Genomic DNA, 17,903 nt, shown 5'->3' on the forward strand with positions numbered 1-17,903 from the left:
CGTAAACGCAAAAACCCCACCGCGGCGGGTGGGGTTTCTGACTGGGGGGAGCCTGACGATTACCTACTTTCACACGGGCAATCCGCACTATCATCGGCGTGGAGTCGTTTCACGGTCCTGTTCGGGATGGGAAGGGGTGGGGCCGACTCGCTATGGTCATCAGGCATGACGGGTTGCTGCGTCGCAGGGTTGGAGTCAACCGGTTGCGCCACAGCCAATCGGGAAGAAGCGTAAAGGATTCGAGTGGGGAGGGTTGTGTTGTTTCTGGCACAACACTGAATCCCAACCGTGCGTTTCTGTGAGCTCCCGCGGGAGTTCACACCAATCCCCTTCGGGGATCGGACCCGCGTAAGTGCTGAAGCACTACCGCGGGTCGAGACACACCTGTTATAGGATCAAGCCTTACGGGCAATTAGTATCAGTTAGCTCAGTACATTACTGTACGTGCACACCTGACCTATCAACGTCCTGGTCTTGAACGACCCTTCAAGGGGCTCGAAGCCCCGGGGATATCTCATCTTAAGGCGAGTTTCCCGCTTAGATGCTTTCAGCGGTTATCTCTTCCGAACATAGCTACCCGGCGATGCCACTGGCGTGACAACCGGTACACCAGAGGTTCGTCCACTCCGGTCCTCTCGTACTAGGAGCAGCCCCCTTCAAATATCCAGCGCCCACGGCAGATAGGGACCAAACTGTCTCACGACGTTTTAAACCCAGCTCACGTACCTCTTTAAATGGCGAACAGCCATACCCTTGGGACCGGCTACAGCCCCAGGATGAGATGAGCCGACATCGAGGTGCCAAACACCGCCGTCGATATGAACTCTTGGGCGGTATCAGCCTGTTATCCCCAGAGTACCTTTTATCCGTTGAGCGATGGCCCTTCCATACAGAACCACCGGATCACTATGACCTGCTTTCGCACCTGTTCGACTTGTCAGTCTCACAGTCAAGCACGCTTATGCCATTGCACTATCAGCACGATTTCCGACCGTACCTAGCGTACCTTCGTACTCCTCCGTTACACTTTGGGAGGAGACCGCCCCAGTCAAACTGCCTACCATGCACTGTCCCCGACCCGGATCACGGGCCAAGGTTAGAACCTCAAACAGATCAGGGTGGTATTTCAAGGACGGCTCCATTGAGACTGGCGTCCCAACTTCATAGCCTCCCACCTATCCTACACAGACCGGTTCAAAGTCCAATGCAAAGCTGCAGTAAAGGTTCATGGGGTCTTTCCGTCTAGCCGCGGGGAGATTGCATCATCACAAACACTTCAACTTCGCTGAGTCTCGGGAGGAGACAGTGTGGCCATCGTTACGCCATTCGTGCAGGTCGGAACTTACCCGACAAGGAATTTCGCTACCTTAGGACCGTTATAGTTACGGCCGCCGTTTACCGGGACTTCAATCAGGAGCTTGCACCCCATCATTTAATCTTCCGGCACCGGGCAGGCGTCACACCCTATACGTCCACTTTCGTGTTTGCAGAGTGCTGTGTTTTTATTAAACAGTCGCAGCCACCAGTTTATTGCAACCCTTTCACCCTTCTGGCGCAGGCCAGTCAGGCTATGAGGGCGTACCTTATCCCGAAGTTACGGTACCAATTTGCCGAGTTCCTTCTCCCGAGTTCTCTCAAGCGCCTTAGAATACTCATCTCGCCCACCTGTGTCGGTTTGCGGTACGGTCACTGTGAAACTGAAGCTTAGAGGCTTTTCCTGGAACCCCTTCCAGTTGCTTCGCCACCGAAGTGGCTCGCCTCGCACCCTTGAATTCTGCGCCCGGATTTGCCAAAGCGCCTTCTCCAATGCAAGGACCGGGACTTCCAACACCCGGACAACCTTCCGCGATCCGTCCCCCCATCGCATTTCACAATGGTGCAGAAATATTAATCTGCTTCCCATCAGCTACGCATTTCTGCCTCGCCTTAGGGGCCGACTCACCCTACGCCGATGAACGTTGCGTAGGAAACCTTGGGCTTACGGCGAGGGGGCCTTTCACCCCCTTTATCGCTACTCATGTCAGCATTCGCACTTCCGATACCTCCAGCACACTTTCCAGTGCACCTTCGCAGGCTTACGGAACGCTCTCCTACCATGCACATTACTGTGCATCCGCAGCTTCGGTATATGGCTTAGCCCCGTTACATCTTCCGCGCAGGACGACTCGATCAGTGAGCTATTACGCTTTCTTTAAAGGGTGGCTGCTTCTAAGCCAACCTCCTGACTGTTTTAGCCTTCCCACTTCGTTTCCCACTTAGCCATATTTGGGGACCTTAGCTGGCGGTCTGGGTTGTTTCCCTCTTGACACCGGACGTTAGCACCCGATGTCTGTCTCCCGTGATTGCACTCTTCGGTATTCGGAGTTTGCTATGGCGTAGTAATCCGCAATGGACCCCACAACCATGACAGTGCTCTACCCCCGAAGGTGAGACACGAGGCACTACCTAAATAGTTTTCGGAGAGAACCAGCTATTTCCAGGTTTGTTTAGCCTTTCACCCCTATCCACAGCTCATCCCCTAACTTTTCAACGTTAGTGGGTTCGGTCCTCCAGCACGTGTTACCGTGCCTTCAACCTGGCCATGGATAGATCACCTGGTTTCGGGTCTACACCCAGCGACTGGACGCCCTGTTCGGACTCGCTTTCGCTACGCCTGCCCTAATCGGTTAAGCTCGCCACTGAATGTAAGTCGCTGACCCATTATACAAAAGGTACGCCGTCACCCCTTCGCAGAGGCTCCGACTGTTTGTATGCATGCGGTTTCAGGATCTGTTTCACTCCCCTCCCGGGGTTCTTTTCGCCTTTCCCTCACGGTACTGGTTCACTATCGGTCGATCACGAGTATTTAGCCTTGGAGGATGGTCCCCCCATCTTCAGACAGGATTTCACGTGTCCCGCCCTACTTCTCGTACACCCAGTTCTTCCATGCTGTTTTCGTCTACAGGGCTATCACCTGCTATGGCCGCACTTTCCAGAGCGTTCGACTAACAATACAGATAACGTGTACCGGCTGATCCCATTTCGCTCGCCACTACTCTGGGAATCTCGGTTGATTTCTTTTCCTGCGGTTACTTAGATGTTTCAGTTCACCGCGTTCGCCTCACGCAGCCTATGGATTCAGCTACGGATACTCCATTAGGAGTGGGTTTCCCCATTCGGACATCTCCGGATCAATGCTCGTTTGCCAGCTCCCCGGAGCTTTTCGCAGGCTACCGCGTCCTTCATCGCCTGTGATCGCCAAGGCATCCACCACATGCACTTGTTCGCTTGACCCTATAACGGGTGTGTCTCTGTGTCGACCCACGTTAGCGCTTTAGCGCTTACGTGGGTCCCATCCCCGGAGGGGATAGACGCACTCGCTACAGGTTGAGTATTCGTGTTGCGCCGTATTCCAAAGCAATCTTTCGATCACCTTTAAAATACATCGATACAATCACAACCCTGATTCACCTACTCACACACCCATCTCCAGGTATGCTTTCGTGAATCTCTTTACTACTTCTTCCTGATTGTTAAAGAACGGCAGCCGGTATGAAGCCTGTGCCTCATACCGCTCTGACTGGCTCAATCGCCAATGCGCAACGCTCTGCCTTCATGCAGAACCCTGCGCATTGAGGATTGGTGGAGGATGACGGGATCGAACCGACGACCCCCTGCTTGCAAAGCAGGTGCTCTCCCAGCTGAGCTAATCCCCCAGTCCCACAGATAGTCCAGCGGCCCCAGCCCTTCAGCTCACCAGACAAGACCGTGGTGGGTCTGGATGGATTCGAACCATCGACCCCCGCCTTATCAAGACGGTGCTCTAACCGGCTGAGCTACAGACCCTGAGCCTGTCTGCGTTGCTTCTAACCACAGCCGATAAGCGTGAGCACTTGAGTGCAGGGAATGCACAGCTCTGGAAAGGAGGTGATCCAGCCGCACCTTCCGATACGGCTACCTTGTTACGACTTCACCCCAGTCATGAATCCTACCGTGGTGACCGTCCTCCTTGCGGTTAGACTAGCCACTTCTGGTAAAACCCACTCCCATGGTGTGACGGGCGGTGTGTACAAGACCCGGGAACGTATTCACCGCGGCATGCTGATCCGCGATTACTAGCGATTCCAGCTTCACGCACCCGAGTTGCAGAGTGCGATCCGGACTACGATCGGTTTTCTGGGATTGGCTCCACCTCGCGGCTTGGCAACCCTCTGTTCCGACCATTGTATGACGTGTGAAGCCCTACCCATAAGGGCCATGAGGACTTGACGTCATCCCCACCTTCCTCCGGTTTGTCACCGGCAGTCTCCCTGGAGTGCTCTTGCGTAGCAACTAGGGACAAGGGTTGCGCTCGTTGCGGGACTTAACCCAACATCTCACGACACGAGCTGACGACAGCCATGCAGCACCTGTGTTATGGCTCCCTTTCGGGCACTCCCGCCTCTCGGCAGGATTCCATACATGTCAAGGGTAGGTAAGGTTTTTCGCGTTGCATCGAATTAATCCACATCATCCACCGCTTGTGCGGGTCCCCGTCAATTCCTTTGAGTTTTAATCTTGCGACCGTACTCCCCAGGCGGTCAACTTCACGCGTTAGCTACGTTACCAAGCCAATGAAGGCCCGACAACCAGTTGACATCGTTTAGGGCGTGGACTACCAGGGTATCTAATCCTGTTTGCTCCCCACGCTTTCGTGCATGAGCGTCAGTATTGGCCCAGGGGGCTGCCTTCGCCATCGGTGTTCCTCCACATCTCTACGCATTTCACTGCTACACGTGGAATTCCACCCCCCTCTGCCATACTCCAGCGCTGCAGTCACCAATGCAGTTCCCAGGTTAAGCCCGGGGATTTCACATCGGTCTTACAGCACCGCCTGCGCACGCTTTACGCCCAGTAATTCCGATTAACGCTCGCACCCTACGTATTACCGCGGCTGCTGGCACGTAGTTAGCCGGTGCTTATTCTTCCGGTACCGTCATCCCTCACGGATATTAGCCACGAGGTTTTCTTTCCGGACAAAAGTGCTTTACAACCCGAAGGCCTTCTTCACACACGCGGCATTGCTGGATCAGGCTTGCGCCCATTGTCCAAAATTCCCCACTGCTGCCTCCCGTAGGAGTCTGGGCCGTGTCTCAGTCCCAGTGTGGCTGGTCGTCCTCTCAGACCAGCTACAGATCGTCGGCTTGGTAGGCCTTTACCCCACCAACTACCTAATCTGCCATCGGCCGCCCCTTGAGCGCGAGGTCCCGAAAGATCCCCCGCTTTCCTCTCCCGAGCGTATGCGGTATTAATCCGGCTTTCGCCGGGCTATCCCCCACTCCAGGACACGTTCCGATGTATTACTCACCCGTTCGCCACTCGCCACCAGACCGGAGTCCGTGCTGCCGTTCGACTTGCATGTATAAGGCATGCCGCCAGCGTTCAATCTGAGCCAGGATCAAACTCTTCAGTTCAAACCTGTTACTGTGTTCGGGCTCTCTCGAACCCGGTCGCTCACTCAACGTACTGACGATGATTGATCCGTCTTTCGACAGACAAACCTTCCTCTAATACTGTGTGAGGCTTCTGATACTTCTGCCTGACAGCAGATTCCGGAGAATCCGCCGCCGCATCCCGCATCAAGCGCCCACACTTATCGACTGTTAGTTTTTAAAGATCGGTCCGCCAAACCCGCCGCGCCTGAACCACCACTACCCGGCACTGCCTCGTTTGCGTCGCTGCGTCTGCAGCAGAGAAGCGAGATTATGGGGACTCTTTCGCGTCTCGTCAATACCCGTTTTTGCTTTCGCTTAAAAAAGTTGCCGCTCACTTCCGGGTCGCATCCACCACGACCTCGACAGGAACTGCAGCGGCCATAGCCGCGTAGCCCGCGTCGCTTGGATGGATGTGATCGCCGCTATCGAAAGCGCGCTGCAGACGCTCCGGCCGCGCCCGATCGCGCAACGCCGCGTCGAAGTCGACGACACCATCGAAAGCACGACTAGTTCGGATCCACTGATTAACCGCGAGTCGGATGTTTTCCTGCTCCGGTGGCAGCGACGCCGGCGTCAGCGTCGCGCCGAACATCTTGACACCGTTGCGCCGCGCGGCCGCGATCACTCGCTGGTAACCGGCGATCAGATCGGCAGCCGTGACCGACGTATGAGGAAAATCGCAGTCGAGCCCGCCATGAGGCGGCATTGCCGCAAAGTTGATGTCGTTGATGCCAATCAGCAGGATCGCCGCTTTGACGCCTGGACGTCGCAAAACGTCGCGCTCGAAGCGGCTCGCAAGCGCGTCGCCATAACAAGGCGAGTCGCTCAGGAGCCGGTTGCCGCTGATGCCGAGATTCACGATCGCGGTCGACTGCGCGCCGCTCGCCGCCAGCCGCCGAGCCAGCGCATCCGGCCAGCGACGGTTCTGGTTGAGGGTGGAGCGCATGCCGTCGGTGATCGAGTCGCCGATCGCGGCCACGGCAAGCGACGGTGCCGCCGCCTCCACCGACAAACCTGTGACCCACACATATTGCGTGAAGCGGCCGGGAAACGCCGTGGCGGACGCGTCGGTGGCGTGATTGCCGGGCCCCGACACATAATTTACCTGATTCGACACTCGGTGCCATGCGACGATCCGCTGCTCCGGTCCCACGAACGCACTGATCGCATATGGCGCGCCCTCGACGACATCGATCGCGACCGCATCGCTGTCCACCTCGCCGCCAGGCGGAACGCTGACCGCGCCCTTACCGCCAAACGTCACCCGACTGCCGGCGCCCTCGACTGCTGCCGCGCCACCGGCGGAGCGCGCGATGCGCAGTTCGTCGATGACGAGAGGCGTCTTGCCGTACGCATTACTCAGATGAATTCGCGCCACCCTCCCCGACAACGTCGGATACATGATTTGCCGAACGGTGCGCCCGGCGACTTCCGGCGCGCGATACAGCGGTGGCAACTCGGCCCGCTGTGGAATCGGTTGCAGCGCGGTCGCCCAAACGGCGACCCAATGCTCGGACGCTTCGGCAGCGAACGCACTCGAGGAAACGACAAACGGGGCAAATTGGGCAAGCAGCGCCGCGCCGCATGCGGCAGCCAGGGTGCGAATGGTCATTCGGAAGATCGGTTCGAGGCGAAACGCGCATTGTGCCCGAACGACGCGGCAAGCGCCGGCAATCGCAGGCAGGTCCGCTTACCCCGGCGCCCGGCGGCTGTGCCGGCTCGGACTCACGCCGTTTGCTGACTCATGATCTTCAGCGCGACCGCTTCGGCGACCTCGATTCCGTCGATTGCCGCCGAGTAGATCCCGCCCGCATACCCCGCACCCTCCCCCGCCGGATACAGCCCGTTGACGTTGACACTCTGGTAGTCGTCGCCGCGACGCACGCGTACCGGCGACGAAGTTCGCGTTTCAACGCCGGTCAGCACCGCATCATGCATCGCGAAACCTGCGATTTTCTTCTCCATCTGTGGCAGCGCTTCGCGAATCGCTTCGATCGCGTAGTCGGGCAGCGCGGTGCTGAGATCGGTTGGCCGCACGCCCGGCTTGTATGACGGAACGACCGAGCCGAGTGAAGTGGACGGCCGCCCCGCGATGAAGTCGCCGACCAACTGCCCTGGAGCCATATAGTTACCGCCACCGAGCTCGAACGCCCGCTCCTCCCACTTGCGCTGGAACGCGATGCCGGCGAGCGGCCCGCCCGGGTAGTCATCTGGCGTAATGCCGACCACGATGCCCGCGTTCGCGTTGCGCTCCGCGCGCGAGTACTGGCTCATGCCGTTCGTGACGACGCGCCCCAGCTCGGACGTGGCCGCCACCACGGTGCCGCCGGGACACATGCAGAAGCTATAAACCGCTCGCCCGTTGCTGCAGTGGTGCACCACCTTGTAGTCGGCTGCGCCGAGCTGTTTGTGACCGGCAAATTTCCCGAAACGGCTCCGATCGATGATCCCTTGCGGATGCTCGATCCGAAAACCGAGCGAAAACGGCTTCGCCTCGACGTGAACGCCGCGGTCGTACAGCATCTGGAAGGTATCGCGTGCGCTATGGCCGACCGCCAGCACAACGTGGTCGCAGCGCAGCGTCTCGCCGGTCGACAGCTTCAGCCCGCGCACCTGGCCGTTGTCGATGTCGATGTCCTCGACACGCGTTTCGAAGCGCACTTCGCCGCCCAACTCGTGGATGCTCGCGCGCATCTTCTCGACCATGCTGACGAGACGAAACGTGCCGATATGCGGCCGGCTCAGGTACAGGATGTCCTCCGGCGCACCGGCCCGCACGAATTCGTCGAGCACCTTGCGGCCGTAGTGTTTCGGGTCCTTGATCTGGCTGTAGAGCTTGCCGTCCGAAAAGGTGCCCGCGCCACCTTCGCCGAACTGCACATTCGACTCGGGATTCAGCACCGATTTGCGCCACAGGCCAAACGTGTCCTTGGTGCGCTCACGTACGGCCTTGCCGCGCTCGAGGATGATCGGCCGGAAGCCCATCTGCGCGAGGATCAGGCCCGCGAACAGTCCGCACGGCCCCATGCCGATGACGACCGGACGCGGCGTGCTCAGTTGGGCGGGCGCTTCGGCGACGAACTTGTAGCTCATGTCGGGCGTCACGCCGCAATGCGGCACGTCGGCGAGCCGTTTCAGCGCGGCCCCTTCATCCTTGACCTCGACATCGACGATGTAGGTGAGCTTGATGTCGGCGCGCTTGCGCGCGTCGTGCGCGCGGCGAAACACGGTGTATCGGATGAGCCCGTCCCGCGCCACGCCGAGTTCCGTGAGGCGCGCACGGATGGCGGCTTCGAGGGCGCTTTCGGGATGATCGAGCGGGAGTTTGATTTCGCTTAGACGTAACATGAGTACCGGAGATGCAAGTGGGCCGCAAATCGCGGCCAATTCGCAATTTTACCGGTAAGTGTCGGCGCGGGGTGACGGCCGGTCATGAAGCGCCGGCCCGTCGAAACCGGGCAAACCAGCATGCATGCTTCGACGCCCTCAATCAGCTATCAGCCCCAACGTCTCTGCACAAAAAATTTATAAACCGACCGGTCGGTTGGTTTATACTACGCCGACACAGACCACTCCTCCAGAGAGAGCGTCCCTCATGTACACCCAATCCCTCGATATCCCCGGCAACGTTGCCCCGCTGGACGCGGACGCGAATTCGCCCGAACAACAGGCTCGCTTCGACGCGGTCATGAGCGCCGACGGCAAGATCGAGCCGCAGGACTGGATGCCCGACGCGTACCGCAAAACGCTGGTGCGGCAGATCTCGCAGCATGCGCACTCGGAGATCGTCGGCATGCTGCCCGAGGGCAACTGGATCACGCGCGCGCCGAGCCTCAAGCGCAAGGCGATCCTGATCGCCAAGGTGCAGGACGAAGCCGGCCACGGCCTCTATCTGTATAGCGCCGCCGAAACGCTCGGTGTCTCGCGCGAGCAGCTGATCGACGCGCTGCACGCGGGCAAGGCCAAGTATTCGAGCATCTTCAACTACCCGACACCCACCTGGGCCGACGTCGGCGTGATCGGCTGGCTCGTCGACGGCGCGGCGATCATGAACCAGATCCCGCTGTGCCGCTGCACGTACGGCCCGTACGCCCGCGCGATGATCCGCATCTGCAAGGAAGAGTCGTTCCATCAGCGCCAGGGCTTCGACGCGCTGCTCGCGATGATGGCCGGCACCGAGGCGCAGCGCGAGCTGGTCCAGCAGGCGGTGAACCGCTGGTGGTGGCCGGTGCTGATGATGTTCGGCCCGAGCGACAAGGACTCGGTCCACAGCAACCAGTCGGCCAGATGGGGCATCAAGCGCATCACCAACGACGACCTGCGCCAGAAATTCGTCAATGCGACCGTCGAGCAGGCGAAGGTGCTCGGCGTCACGCTGCCCGACGTGGACCTCAAATGGAACGAGGCGCGCGGTCACTACGACTACGGCGACATCGACTGGGAAGAGTTCTGGCGCGTCGTCAATGGCGACGGCCCGTGCAACCGCGAGCGCCTCGCGACCCGCGTGAAGGCCCATGAAGACGGCGCCTGGGTACGCGAAGCCGCGCTCGCCCACGCGGAAAAGCAGCGCCAGCGCGCGCAACAGCACGCCGCCTGAGTGGCACCGCACATCAAAGGAATCAGGAGATCAGCAATGAACAAGGAATGGCCGATTTGGGAAGTGTTCGTGCGCAGCAAGCAGGGACTCGACCATAAACACTGCGGCAGTCTGCATGCCGCCGACGCGCCGATGGCGCTGCGCATGGCGCGCGACGTCTACACGCGCCGCCAGGAAGGCGTGAGCATCTGGGTGGTGCCGTCCTCGGCGATCACGGCCTCGGCGCCGCACGAGAAGGCCGAGCTGTTCGAACCGGCGGGCGACAAGATCTATCGCCACCCGACGTTCTACACGCTCCCCGACGAAGTCAACCACATGTAAGCGCGGCCATGACCACTACGTCCACTACGCCCATTACGCCCGAACATCTCCAGTACGTGCTGCGCCTCGCGGATACCGCGCTGATCCTCGGTCAGCGCAACACCGAGTGGTGCGGCCACGGCCCGATCCTCGAAGAGGACATCGCGCTGTCGAACATGAGCCTCGACCTGATCGGCCAGGCGCGCCTGCTGTACACGCACGCGGCCGCGCTCGAAGCGCCGCTCACCGGCCGTCAGCGCAGCGAAGACGACTACGCGTACTTCCGCGCCGAGCGCGAATTCGCGAACTACACGCTCGCCGAGCTGCCGCATTACGGGCCGCTCGCCGGCACCGCGCAGGCCGGGAAGGATTACGCGGTCACGATCGTGCGCAACTTCCTGTACGCGACGCTGATGATGCATCTGTGGGGTGCGCTGACGGGCTCCACCGACGGGCAGCTCGCCGCGATCGCCGCGAAGTCGATCAAGGAAACGCAGTACCACGTGCATCACGCGAGCGAGTGGCTGATCCGTTTCGGCGACGGCACCGACGAATCGCACCGTCGCGCGCAGGCCGCGCTCGACTATCTGATGCCGTACACGTACGAGTTCTTCAGCGCGGACGCGGTGGAAGACGCGGTCGCCGCGGCCGGCATCGGCCCGCGCACCTCGACGCTGGAAGCCGCGTGGCTCGACGACGTGCGCGCCACGCTCGACCAGGCCACGCTGACGCTGCCCGCGGCGCTGCGGCACGTGAGCACGGGCAAGCACGGCGAGCATTCGGAGCACATGGGTTTCGTGCTCGCCCAAATGCAGAGCCTCGCGCGCCAGCATCCGGGCGCCAGCTGGTGAGTACGCGATGACGACCTCGACCGCCCCGCAGCCCGCGAACGCCGCCGCTGCCACGACCGACGCCGCGCTCACCCGCGCATGGACCGTGCTCGAAGCGGTACCCGACCCGGAGATCCCGGTGGTGTCGATCCGCGAGCTCGGCATCCTGCGCGACGTGCGACGCGCCGCGGACGGCGCGCTCGAAGTCGTGATCACGCCGACCTACTCGGGCTGCCCGGCGATGTCGCAGATTGCCGAAGACGTCGGCCGTGCGCTCGAGGCCGCGCAGCTCACGCCATACCGCGTCGCCACCGTGCTCGCGCCGGCGTGGACCACCGACTGGATCACGGCTGAAGCCCGCGAAAAACTGCGCGTCTACGGCATCGCGCCGCCGACGGGCAACTGCGGTTCAGCCGCGACGTCAGCGCCGCAGGAGAAAGTGCTGCGCTTCGTGCCGCGCGCGCTGCCGGCCCCAGGCTGCCCACGCTGCGGCTCGGCGCACACCGAGCGGCTCGCGCAATTCGGCTCGACCGCCTGCAAGGCCCTGTATCGCTGCCTCGACTGCCGCGAACCCTTCGACTACTTCAAACCGTACTGATATGGCCACCCCGCAATTCCATCCGCTGCGTATCCGCGAAGTGCGCCCCGAAACCGCCGATGCGGTCTCGGTCGCCTTCGAAGTCCCGCCCGAACTGCGCGACCACTATCGCTTCACGCAGGGGCAGTTCGTCACGCTGAAGACGCATATCGACGGTGAGGAAACGCGCCGTTCGTATTCGATCTGCGTGGGCGTCACCGACTACGATCGCGACGGCGAGTTGCGCATCGGCATCAAGCGCGTGCGCGGCGGGCGTTTCTCGAACTTCGCGTTCGACACGCTGCAGCCGGGCCACACGATCGACGTGATGACGCCGGACGGCCGTTTCTTCACGCACCTGAACGCGGAACAGGGGCAGCAGTACCTCGCGTTCTCGGGCGGCTCGGGCATCACGCCGGTGCTCGCGATCATCAAGACGACGCTCGAAGTCGAGCCGCGCAGCACCTTCACGCTCGTCTACGGCAACCGCAGCGTCGACCAGATCATGTTCGCCGAGGAGCTCGAGGATCTGAAGAACCGCTTCATGAACCGCTTCGTGCTGTATCACGTGCTGTCGGACGACCTGCAGGACGTCGAGCTGTTTAACGGCGTGCTCGACCAGGAAAAATGCGCGGCGTTCATCGAGCAGCTACTGCCGGCCGACGCGATCGACGAAGCGTTCATCTGCGGCCCCGCGCCGATGATGGATGCGGCCGAGGCCGCGCTCAAGGCAGCCGGCGTGCCGCCCGCGAAGGTGCACGTCGAGCGCTTCGGCACGCCGCTGCCGCAGGCGGGCGTGCCGCCCGTCGAGATCACCGCGGACACCCCCGCGGCCGAGCTCGAAATCGTGCTCGACGGCAAGCGCCGCAAGCTGCGCCTGCCGTATCAGGGCACGAGCGTGCTCGACGTCGGGCTGCGCGCCGGTCTCGCGCTGCCGTATGCGTGCAAGGGCGGCGTGTGCTGCACCTGTCGCGCGAAGGTGCTCGAGGGCGAAGTGAAGATGGAAAAGAACTACACGCTCGAAGAACACGAGGTCCGCGACGGGTTCGTGCTGACGTGTCAGTGTCATCCGGTTAGCGACAAGGTCGTCGTCAGTTACGACGAACGTTGAGTCGAGTGCTTTCATGGCCTATGTACGGACTGCCCGCCCGTGACGTCCGCCACCGCTTTCGGCCGTTTCGCGATCCGCTTAAACTAGAGGCCGCTCATCGATCGGGACATCGGGTTCCAGTCGGCGAGCGGCCTCTTTTTGTTACAGCTGCTGGCGTCACTGCAAGCCCTTGCCCATGAGCACGATTCACCTCACCAACGGCGATGTCGCCGCCGAGTCGCTGCGTACCGCGCTGGACCAGGCGGGCCGCGACGATCGCGTGCAGCCGCTGCGGGACGATCTGGCGGTCGGCCCGTTACGCGGCGTCGACGACGCTCCGCACGTGCGCGCCGACTTCTGGGAACGCGTCAGCGCCGACACGCAACGCGACTTCGTGCGCGAGTTCCGCGAACAGGCCGCGGTGCTCGACGGCCTCGCCAGCAGCACCGCGAATCTCGTGGTGTGGCACGCCGAAAGCGCGTCCGATCAACTGATGCTGCGCCGCGTCTGCTACCTGGTGCGCAACAGCCCGCAGCGTTTGAACGAAGTGCGTCTGTCGATCGCCGACCTCGCCGATCCGCAAGCGTGGGCGCATACCCGCAAGGATTGCGCGACATCGGTCGGCATGTTTGCGCCGGACGTATTGCAGACACACCTGCCGGACGCCGCGCCGATTTCCGTGCTGCGCATCAGCCGGCTCGCGCTCGAATGGCAGGAGGTCAAACAGGCGAACGGCGAGACGCGGCGCTGGCGTGACAACACCTTCACGAGCGGCAGCGTTGCCGAAATCGACGCGCTGATCCTCGACCGCGCACCCGACGACTGGCAGCCCGCCGCGCGCGTCGCCGCCTACGTGATGACCGCCGGGTTGGGGTTCCTCGTCAGCGACAGCATCGTGCTGTGGCGCATGCGCGAACTCGCGGCGCTGCGGCGCATCCGCCTGCGCGGCGACGCGAACGAATGGCGCTCGCTCGAACTGCGCGCGGCATCCGCCCCCTGCTCACCCCAATAAGATAAGAACAGACGAATATGGCCCGCACCCGAGCCCCCGACCACGAGACCCAACGCGAGCAGATTCTCGAACTGGCCGCCGCGAAGTTCGCGCAGACCAGCTATCCAAGCACGTCGATGGCCGATCTTGCCGCGGCGAGCGGCACCTCGAAAGCGCGCCTCTATCACTATTACGAGAGCAAGGAAGCAATCCTGTTCGATCTGCTCGATCGCTACACGAAGCGCCTGATGCTGATCATCGCCGAGGTGGAAGGATCGAGCCAGCGGCGCGAACTGAGCGAGCGAGAAACCTTCGCGGAGCTGATCCGCGCGTTCCTGTCCGAGTATGAGACGTCGCACAGCCGGCACGTCGCGCTGCTGAACGATGTCAAGTATCTGGTCGATTCGCAGCGCGAGATCATCCTGAACCGTCAGCGCGACGTAGTCGCCGCCTTCGCGCGGCAGCTCGTGCGCGCCTATCCCGAACGCGCGACACGCGACAACCAGACCGCGCTGACGATGATGGTGTTCGGCATGATCAACTGGACCTTCACGTGGCTCAAGCCGGACGGCCGGATGGGCTATCGCGAGTTCGCCGAGCAGGTGGTCGGCATGGTCGAGCATGGTCTCGCCAGCGCGCCGGCCAGGTAGACGATGGTCTGAACAGATCGCAACCCGCGCACTGGATGTTGCAAAGCAACAACATGCAGACCAAATAAATCAGCGCAGGGAATCCATGCGGCATCGTGTCACGAACGTGCGATCACTTTTAACTTCTGTTTAAAATCAAATAATTAAATTTAGGGTTCCAGCGCTCCAGGTATTCACCTCGACTTTGGATACGGGTTTTCCCTAGTGAATGGCTTAGGTTTCCGTTAAAATCGGTTTTGCGGTGCACAACGCCGCCTGATTAAAAGGAGAACCCGACCATGAACATGCTGACCCATCGCAACACCGAGCCGATCGCGCCGAACGATCGCGCGTCGCTGCCTGCTGAACGCGCGCACGTTCTGGTCCGTGAACTCACCGCCGCCGATCGCGAACGCCTGCTTGCTCACTTCCTCGCGCTCGACGAAGAAGACCGTCTGCTGCGCTTCGGCCAGGTCGTGCCGAACCATGTGATCGAAAACTACGTGCGCGCGATCGACTTCACGCGCGACACCGTGTTCGGCGTGTTCAACAGCAAGCTGGAACTGAGCGGCGTCGGCCATCTGGCCTACCTGCCGGCCGAAGGCAACAAGCGCACCGCCGAATTCGGCGTCTCCGTGCTCGAAAGCGCACGCGGCATCGGTATCGGCTCGAGGCTATTCGAGCGTGCCGCGATCCGCAGCCGCAACACGCATGTGACGACGCTGTACATCCACTGCCTGGCGCGCAATTCGACCATGATGCACATCGCCAGGAAGGCCGGCATGAAGATCGAGTACGCGTACGGCGAGGCCGACGCCTATCTGACGCTGTCGCCGGCCGATCAGTCGAGCATCCTCGCGGAAATGCTGCAGGAGCAAGCCGCCGTGTTCGATTACGCGCTCAAGCGCCACGCACGCCAGGCATCGCGACTGTTCGAGTCGTTCATGCCGGTGGCTGTCGCTGCCTGAATAATCGCTACGGGGAAATGAGATTGGGGCGGCCGAAAGGTCGCCCTTTTTCTATCTGTACCCAATCAACGCCACGCGTAGGACCGTGCGCGGAAGCCTACAAAATGGGCAGCGCTGTCGTTTCCTTGATCTTTTCTAGCGAAAAGCTCGATTTCACATCGATCACCGATGGATGCCGCAGCAATTGATCCTGCACGAAGCGCGAAAAGTGCGCCATGTCCTCCACCTGGACGCGCAGCAGGTAATCCATCTCACCCGTCATCGCGTGACATGCGACAACTTCGGGCCACGTTTGCACGGCCGCGCCGAACAGATCGGCGTGCGTGGCCTCGCCATACGGACTGAACGCGCGACCGCCACCCTTCTCCAGCCGCACGCTGACATACGCGAGCAGGTCAAGCCCGAGACGTTGGGCGTCGAGCAGCGCGACATAGCCGCGAATCACGCCGCTTTCCTCGAGCCGGCGAATCCGCCGCAGGCACGGACTCGGCGACAGATTGATCCGGTCCGCTATCTCCTGATTCGACAGCCGGCCATTCTCCTGAAGGATCGCCAGAATGCGTCGATCGATCGCGTCTATCTCGCCAATAGCCATGTTCTGCCACGTGTCGTTCGAATAGAGCCATAAACTGGCTCAAGCGTAGCGACGCGTGATTAAGTTCGCAAGTTTTTGTCTTCGTCGCGGTTCTACACTTGCCCCATCCGGTCGCGCTCAGCCGACCGTCCCGCGCGCTCACCGCCAGCGCGCCTCGGCAACCCTCTTGCATGGGATTGGAGACAGACGATGCAGGTTTCAACTTGGGAAAATCCTGTCGGCACTGACGGCTTCGAATTCATCGAATACACGGCGCCGGACCCGAAGGCGCTCGGCAAGCTGTTCGAACAGATGGGCTTCACGGCCGTCGCGCGGCATCGTCATAAGGACGTGATGCTGTATCGTCAGGGCGACATCAACTTCATCGTCAACGCGGAGAAGCATTCGTTTGCGCAGCGCTTCGCGCGCTTGCATGGCCCGTCGATCTGCGCGATTGCGTTTCGCGTACAGGACGCCGCGAAGGCCTACGCCCAAGCGCTCGAAAAAGGCGCATGGGGTTTCGACAACAAGACCGGCCCGATGGAGCTGAACATCCCGGCGATCAAGGGCATTGGCGATTCGCTGATCTATTTCGTCGACCGCTGGCGCGGCAAGAACGGCGCGACGCCGAACAGCATCGGTGACATCGACATTTACGACGTCGACTTCGAGCCGATTCCGGGCGCGAACCCGAACCCGGTCGGTCACGGCCTGACCTATATCGATCACCTGACGCACAACGTGCATCGCGGCCGCATGCAGGAATGGGCGGAGTTCTACGAGCGCCTGTTCAACTTCCGCGAGGTGCGCTACTTCGACATCGAGGGCAAGGTGACGGGCGTCAAGTCGAAAGCGATGACCTCGCCGTGCGGCAAGATTCGCATTCCGATCAACGAGGAAGGCTCGGACACCGCCGGTCAGATCCAGGAATACCTGGACGCGTACCACGGCGAAGGCATCCAGCACATCGCGCTCGGCACCAGCGACATCTACCGCACCGTCGACGGCCTGCGCGCATCGGACATTTCACTGCTCGACACGATCGACACGTACTACGAACTCGTCGACCGACGCGTGCCGAATCATGGCGAGCCGCTCGAGGAACTGCGCAAGCGCAAGATCCTGATCGACGGCGCACCGGACGATCTGCTGCTGCAGATCTTCACCGAAAACCAGATCGGCCCGATCTTCTTCGAGATCATTCAGCGCAAGGGCAACCAGGGCTTTGGCGAAGGCAACTTCAAGGCGCTGTTCGAATCGATCGAGCTCGATCAGATTCGCCGCGGCGTCGTGCAGGACAAGACCTGACCACGCAGACTCGCGCCTGATCGGCGCGCACAAGAAAAAAGGGCGAGGATCGCAGGATCCTCGCCCTTTTACGTTGCAACGCCGCCGCTCTCTTCGGAACGGCGGCCGGTCGTCATTAGACGCGCGCGATGCGGTGCGTCACGAATTCTGCCTGTACCGATCGCTGCCGATCGCACCGTCGACCCGCGCCGGCGCCACCTGCGCCGTGCGGATGATCGCGTTCGACAGTGCCCCCGTGCTGCCCGGATTCGAGCGCACCGGCGCGCTCATCGCGAAGAAAGCGGCGGAAACCATCAGGAAGGTCTGGATGTTTCTTGTGTTCATGCGTACTCCTTTTCTAACTGCCCTGCTGTCCAGAAGCTGCACAGAATGCGCGGCGTTCGGCATCGCTCGCAGGTCGGGGTTAGACAGTCGTTTTCACTGCGGTTCCGCAAATTTGTAGGTTTTACAGCTTGTTACACGCGCAGGCGCAATACAACTCCATTCCGGCGGAAATCCGCGACAACTGCTGACAACACGTCGGCAACTTGTCGCGAAACCGGCCGAAATCAGACCGTGCGCGGGCGATTTTTGATCCGCTGCGGCG

General features: G+C 61.1%; 13 protein-coding genes, 2 tRNA genes and 3 rRNA genes. 9 read left to right on the forward strand and 9 right to left on the reverse strand.

Translation table 11 applies throughout. The annotated features are described in order from the left end of the window. Positions 1-50 precede the first annotated feature (50 nt). The 7 genes from rrf to OKW37_RS03080 all read right to left on the reverse strand — a co-directional run bounded on the left by rrf (position 51) and on the right by OKW37_RS03080 (position 8,801). Positions 51-164 (reverse strand): 5S ribosomal RNA (gene rrf / locus OKW37_RS03050). 227 nt (positions 165-391) lie between these two features. After that, positions 392-3,273: ribosomal RNA gene (locus tag OKW37_RS03055) — 23S ribosomal RNA — on the reverse strand. 346 nt (positions 3,274-3,619) lie between these two features. Further along, positions 3,620-3,695: transfer RNA gene (locus tag OKW37_RS03060), tRNA-Ala, on the reverse strand. A gap of 53 nt (positions 3,696-3,748) precedes the next feature. Beyond that, positions 3,749-3,825: transfer RNA gene (locus OKW37_RS03065), tRNA-Ile, on the reverse strand. A 74-nt stretch (positions 3,826-3,899) separates the two neighbouring features. Next, positions 3,900-5,432 (reverse strand): 16S ribosomal RNA (locus OKW37_RS03070). Together the 16S, 23S and 5S rRNA genes with 2 tRNA genes alongside form the textbook arrangement of a ribosomal RNA operon. 352 nt (positions 5,433-5,784) lie before the next feature. Continuing rightward, complete coding sequence (locus tag OKW37_RS03075) at positions 5,785-7,065, reverse strand: SGNH/GDSL hydrolase family protein (RefSeq protein ID WP_429408096.1); 1,281 nt, start codon at positions 7,063-7,065, stop codon at positions 5,785-5,787. Between the two features lie 113 nt (positions 7,066-7,178). Next, complete coding sequence (locus tag OKW37_RS03080; RefSeq protein ID WP_184065730.1) at positions 7,179-8,801, reverse strand: NAD(P)/FAD-dependent oxidoreductase; 1,623 nt, start codon at positions 8,799-8,801, stop codon at positions 7,179-7,181. Positions 8,802-9,048: 247 nt separating this feature from the next. Between OKW37_RS03080 and paaA the strand changes: the two genes are divergently transcribed. The 8 genes from paaA to OKW37_RS03120 all read left to right on the forward strand — a co-directional run bounded on the left by paaA (position 9,049) and on the right by OKW37_RS03120 (position 15,435). Next, a complete protein-coding gene (paaA, locus tag OKW37_RS03085; protein ID WP_429408093.1) occupies positions 9,049-10,050 on the forward strand; it encodes a 1,2-phenylacetyl-CoA epoxidase subunit PaaA in 1,002 nt (333 codons plus the stop codon). Positions 10,051-10,086: 36 nt separating this feature from the next. After that, complete coding sequence (paaB, locus tag OKW37_RS03090; RefSeq protein ID WP_018418671.1) at positions 10,087-10,371, forward strand: 1,2-phenylacetyl-CoA epoxidase subunit PaaB; 285 nt, start codon at positions 10,087-10,089, stop codon at positions 10,369-10,371. An 8-nt stretch (positions 10,372-10,379) separates the two neighbouring features. Then, on the forward strand, positions 10,380-11,201 hold the full coding sequence (gene paaC, locus OKW37_RS03095) for a 1,2-phenylacetyl-CoA epoxidase subunit PaaC (RefSeq protein ID WP_429408091.1): 822 nt from the start codon (positions 10,380-10,382) through the stop codon (positions 11,199-11,201). Positions 11,202-11,208: 7 nt separating this feature from the next. Continuing rightward, positions 11,209-11,778 carry a 1,2-phenylacetyl-CoA epoxidase subunit PaaD gene (gene paaD, locus OKW37_RS03100; RefSeq protein ID WP_429408089.1) on the forward strand — a complete coding sequence of 190 codons (570 nt, stop codon included), beginning with the start codon at positions 11,209-11,211 and terminating at the stop codon, positions 11,776-11,778. A 1-nt stretch (position 11,779) separates the two neighbouring features. Next, positions 11,780-12,868 carry a 1,2-phenylacetyl-CoA epoxidase subunit PaaE gene (gene paaE / locus OKW37_RS03105; protein ID WP_184034674.1) on the forward strand — a complete coding sequence of 363 codons (1,089 nt, stop codon included), beginning with the start codon at positions 11,780-11,782 and terminating at the stop codon, positions 12,866-12,868. 175 nt (positions 12,869-13,043) lie between these two features. Further along, positions 13,044-13,859, forward strand: a complete 816-nt coding sequence (locus OKW37_RS03110) for a DUF1835 domain-containing protein (RefSeq protein ID WP_184065736.1) — start codon at positions 13,044-13,046, stop codon at positions 13,857-13,859. A gap of 17 nt (positions 13,860-13,876) precedes the next feature. Further along, positions 13,877-14,488 (forward strand): TetR/AcrR family transcriptional regulator, encoded by a 612-nt coding sequence (locus tag OKW37_RS03115; RefSeq protein WP_429356267.1) that lies wholly within the window; start codon positions 13,877-13,879, stop codon positions 14,486-14,488. 278 nt (positions 14,489-14,766) lie between these two features. After that, positions 14,767-15,435: a GNAT family N-acetyltransferase gene (locus OKW37_RS03120; RefSeq protein WP_090802188.1), complete on the forward strand. Its 669-nt coding sequence runs from the start codon at positions 14,767-14,769 to the stop codon at positions 15,433-15,435. A gap of 97 nt (positions 15,436-15,532) precedes the next feature. On the opposite strand, the gene OKW37_RS03125 is transcribed toward OKW37_RS03120, so the two are convergent. After that, positions 15,533-16,030: an Lrp/AsnC family transcriptional regulator gene (locus tag OKW37_RS03125; protein WP_184065739.1), complete on the reverse strand. Its 498-nt coding sequence runs from the start codon at positions 16,028-16,030 to the stop codon at positions 15,533-15,535. A gap of 189 nt (positions 16,031-16,219) precedes the next feature. On the opposite strand from OKW37_RS03125, the gene hppD reads away from it, so the two are divergent. Continuing rightward, positions 16,220-17,317: a 4-hydroxyphenylpyruvate dioxygenase gene (hppD, locus tag OKW37_RS03130; protein ID WP_184034684.1), complete on the forward strand. Its 1,098-nt coding sequence runs from the start codon at positions 16,220-16,222 to the stop codon at positions 17,315-17,317. 138 nt (positions 17,318-17,455) lie between these two features. On the opposite strand, the gene OKW37_RS03135 is transcribed toward hppD, so the two are convergent. Next, positions 17,456-17,641: a hypothetical protein gene (locus OKW37_RS03135; RefSeq protein ID WP_090802620.1), complete on the reverse strand. Its 186-nt coding sequence runs from the start codon at positions 17,639-17,641 to the stop codon at positions 17,456-17,458. Between the last annotated feature and the right edge of the window lie 262 nt (positions 17,642-17,903).

The organism is Paraburkholderia sp. MM5482-R2, from assembly GCF_050436125.1.
GTDB lineage: Bacteria > Pseudomonadota > Gammaproteobacteria > Burkholderiales > Burkholderiaceae > Paraburkholderia > Paraburkholderia tuberum.

Coding starts and splice junctions, on each gene's coding strand:
- OKW37_RS03075 (WP_429408096.1), bottom strand. CDS start 7,065: ATGACCATTCGCACCCTGGCTGCCGCATGCGGCGCGGCGCTGCTTGCC.
- OKW37_RS03080 (WP_184065730.1), bottom strand. CDS start 8,801: ATGTTACGTCTAAGCGAAATCAAACTCCCGCTCGATCATCCCGAAAGC.
- paaA (WP_429408093.1), top strand. CDS start 9,049: ATGTACACCCAATCCCTCGATATCCCCGGCAACGTTGCCCCGCTGGAC.
- paaB (WP_018418671.1), top strand. CDS start 10,087: ATGAACAAGGAATGGCCGATTTGGGAAGTGTTCGTGCGCAGCAAGCAG.
- paaC (WP_429408091.1), top strand. CDS start 10,380: ATGACCACTACGTCCACTACGCCCATTACGCCCGAACATCTCCAGTAC.
- paaD (WP_429408089.1), top strand. CDS start 11,209: ATGACGACCTCGACCGCCCCGCAGCCCGCGAACGCCGCCGCTGCCACG.
- paaE (WP_184034674.1), top strand. CDS start 11,780: ATGGCCACCCCGCAATTCCATCCGCTGCGTATCCGCGAAGTGCGCCCC.
- OKW37_RS03110 (WP_184065736.1), top strand. CDS start 13,044: ATGAGCACGATTCACCTCACCAACGGCGATGTCGCCGCCGAGTCGCTG.
- OKW37_RS03115 (WP_429356267.1), top strand. CDS start 13,877: ATGGCCCGCACCCGAGCCCCCGACCACGAGACCCAACGCGAGCAGATT.
- OKW37_RS03120 (WP_090802188.1), top strand. CDS start 14,767: ATGAACATGCTGACCCATCGCAACACCGAGCCGATCGCGCCGAACGAT.
- OKW37_RS03125 (WP_184065739.1), bottom strand. CDS start 16,030: ATGGCTATTGGCGAGATAGACGCGATCGATCGACGCATTCTGGCGATC.
- hppD (WP_184034684.1), top strand. CDS start 16,220: ATGCAGGTTTCAACTTGGGAAAATCCTGTCGGCACTGACGGCTTCGAA.
- OKW37_RS03135 (WP_090802620.1), bottom strand. CDS start 17,641: ATGAACACAAGAAACATCCAGACCTTCCTGATGGTTTCCGCCGCTTTC.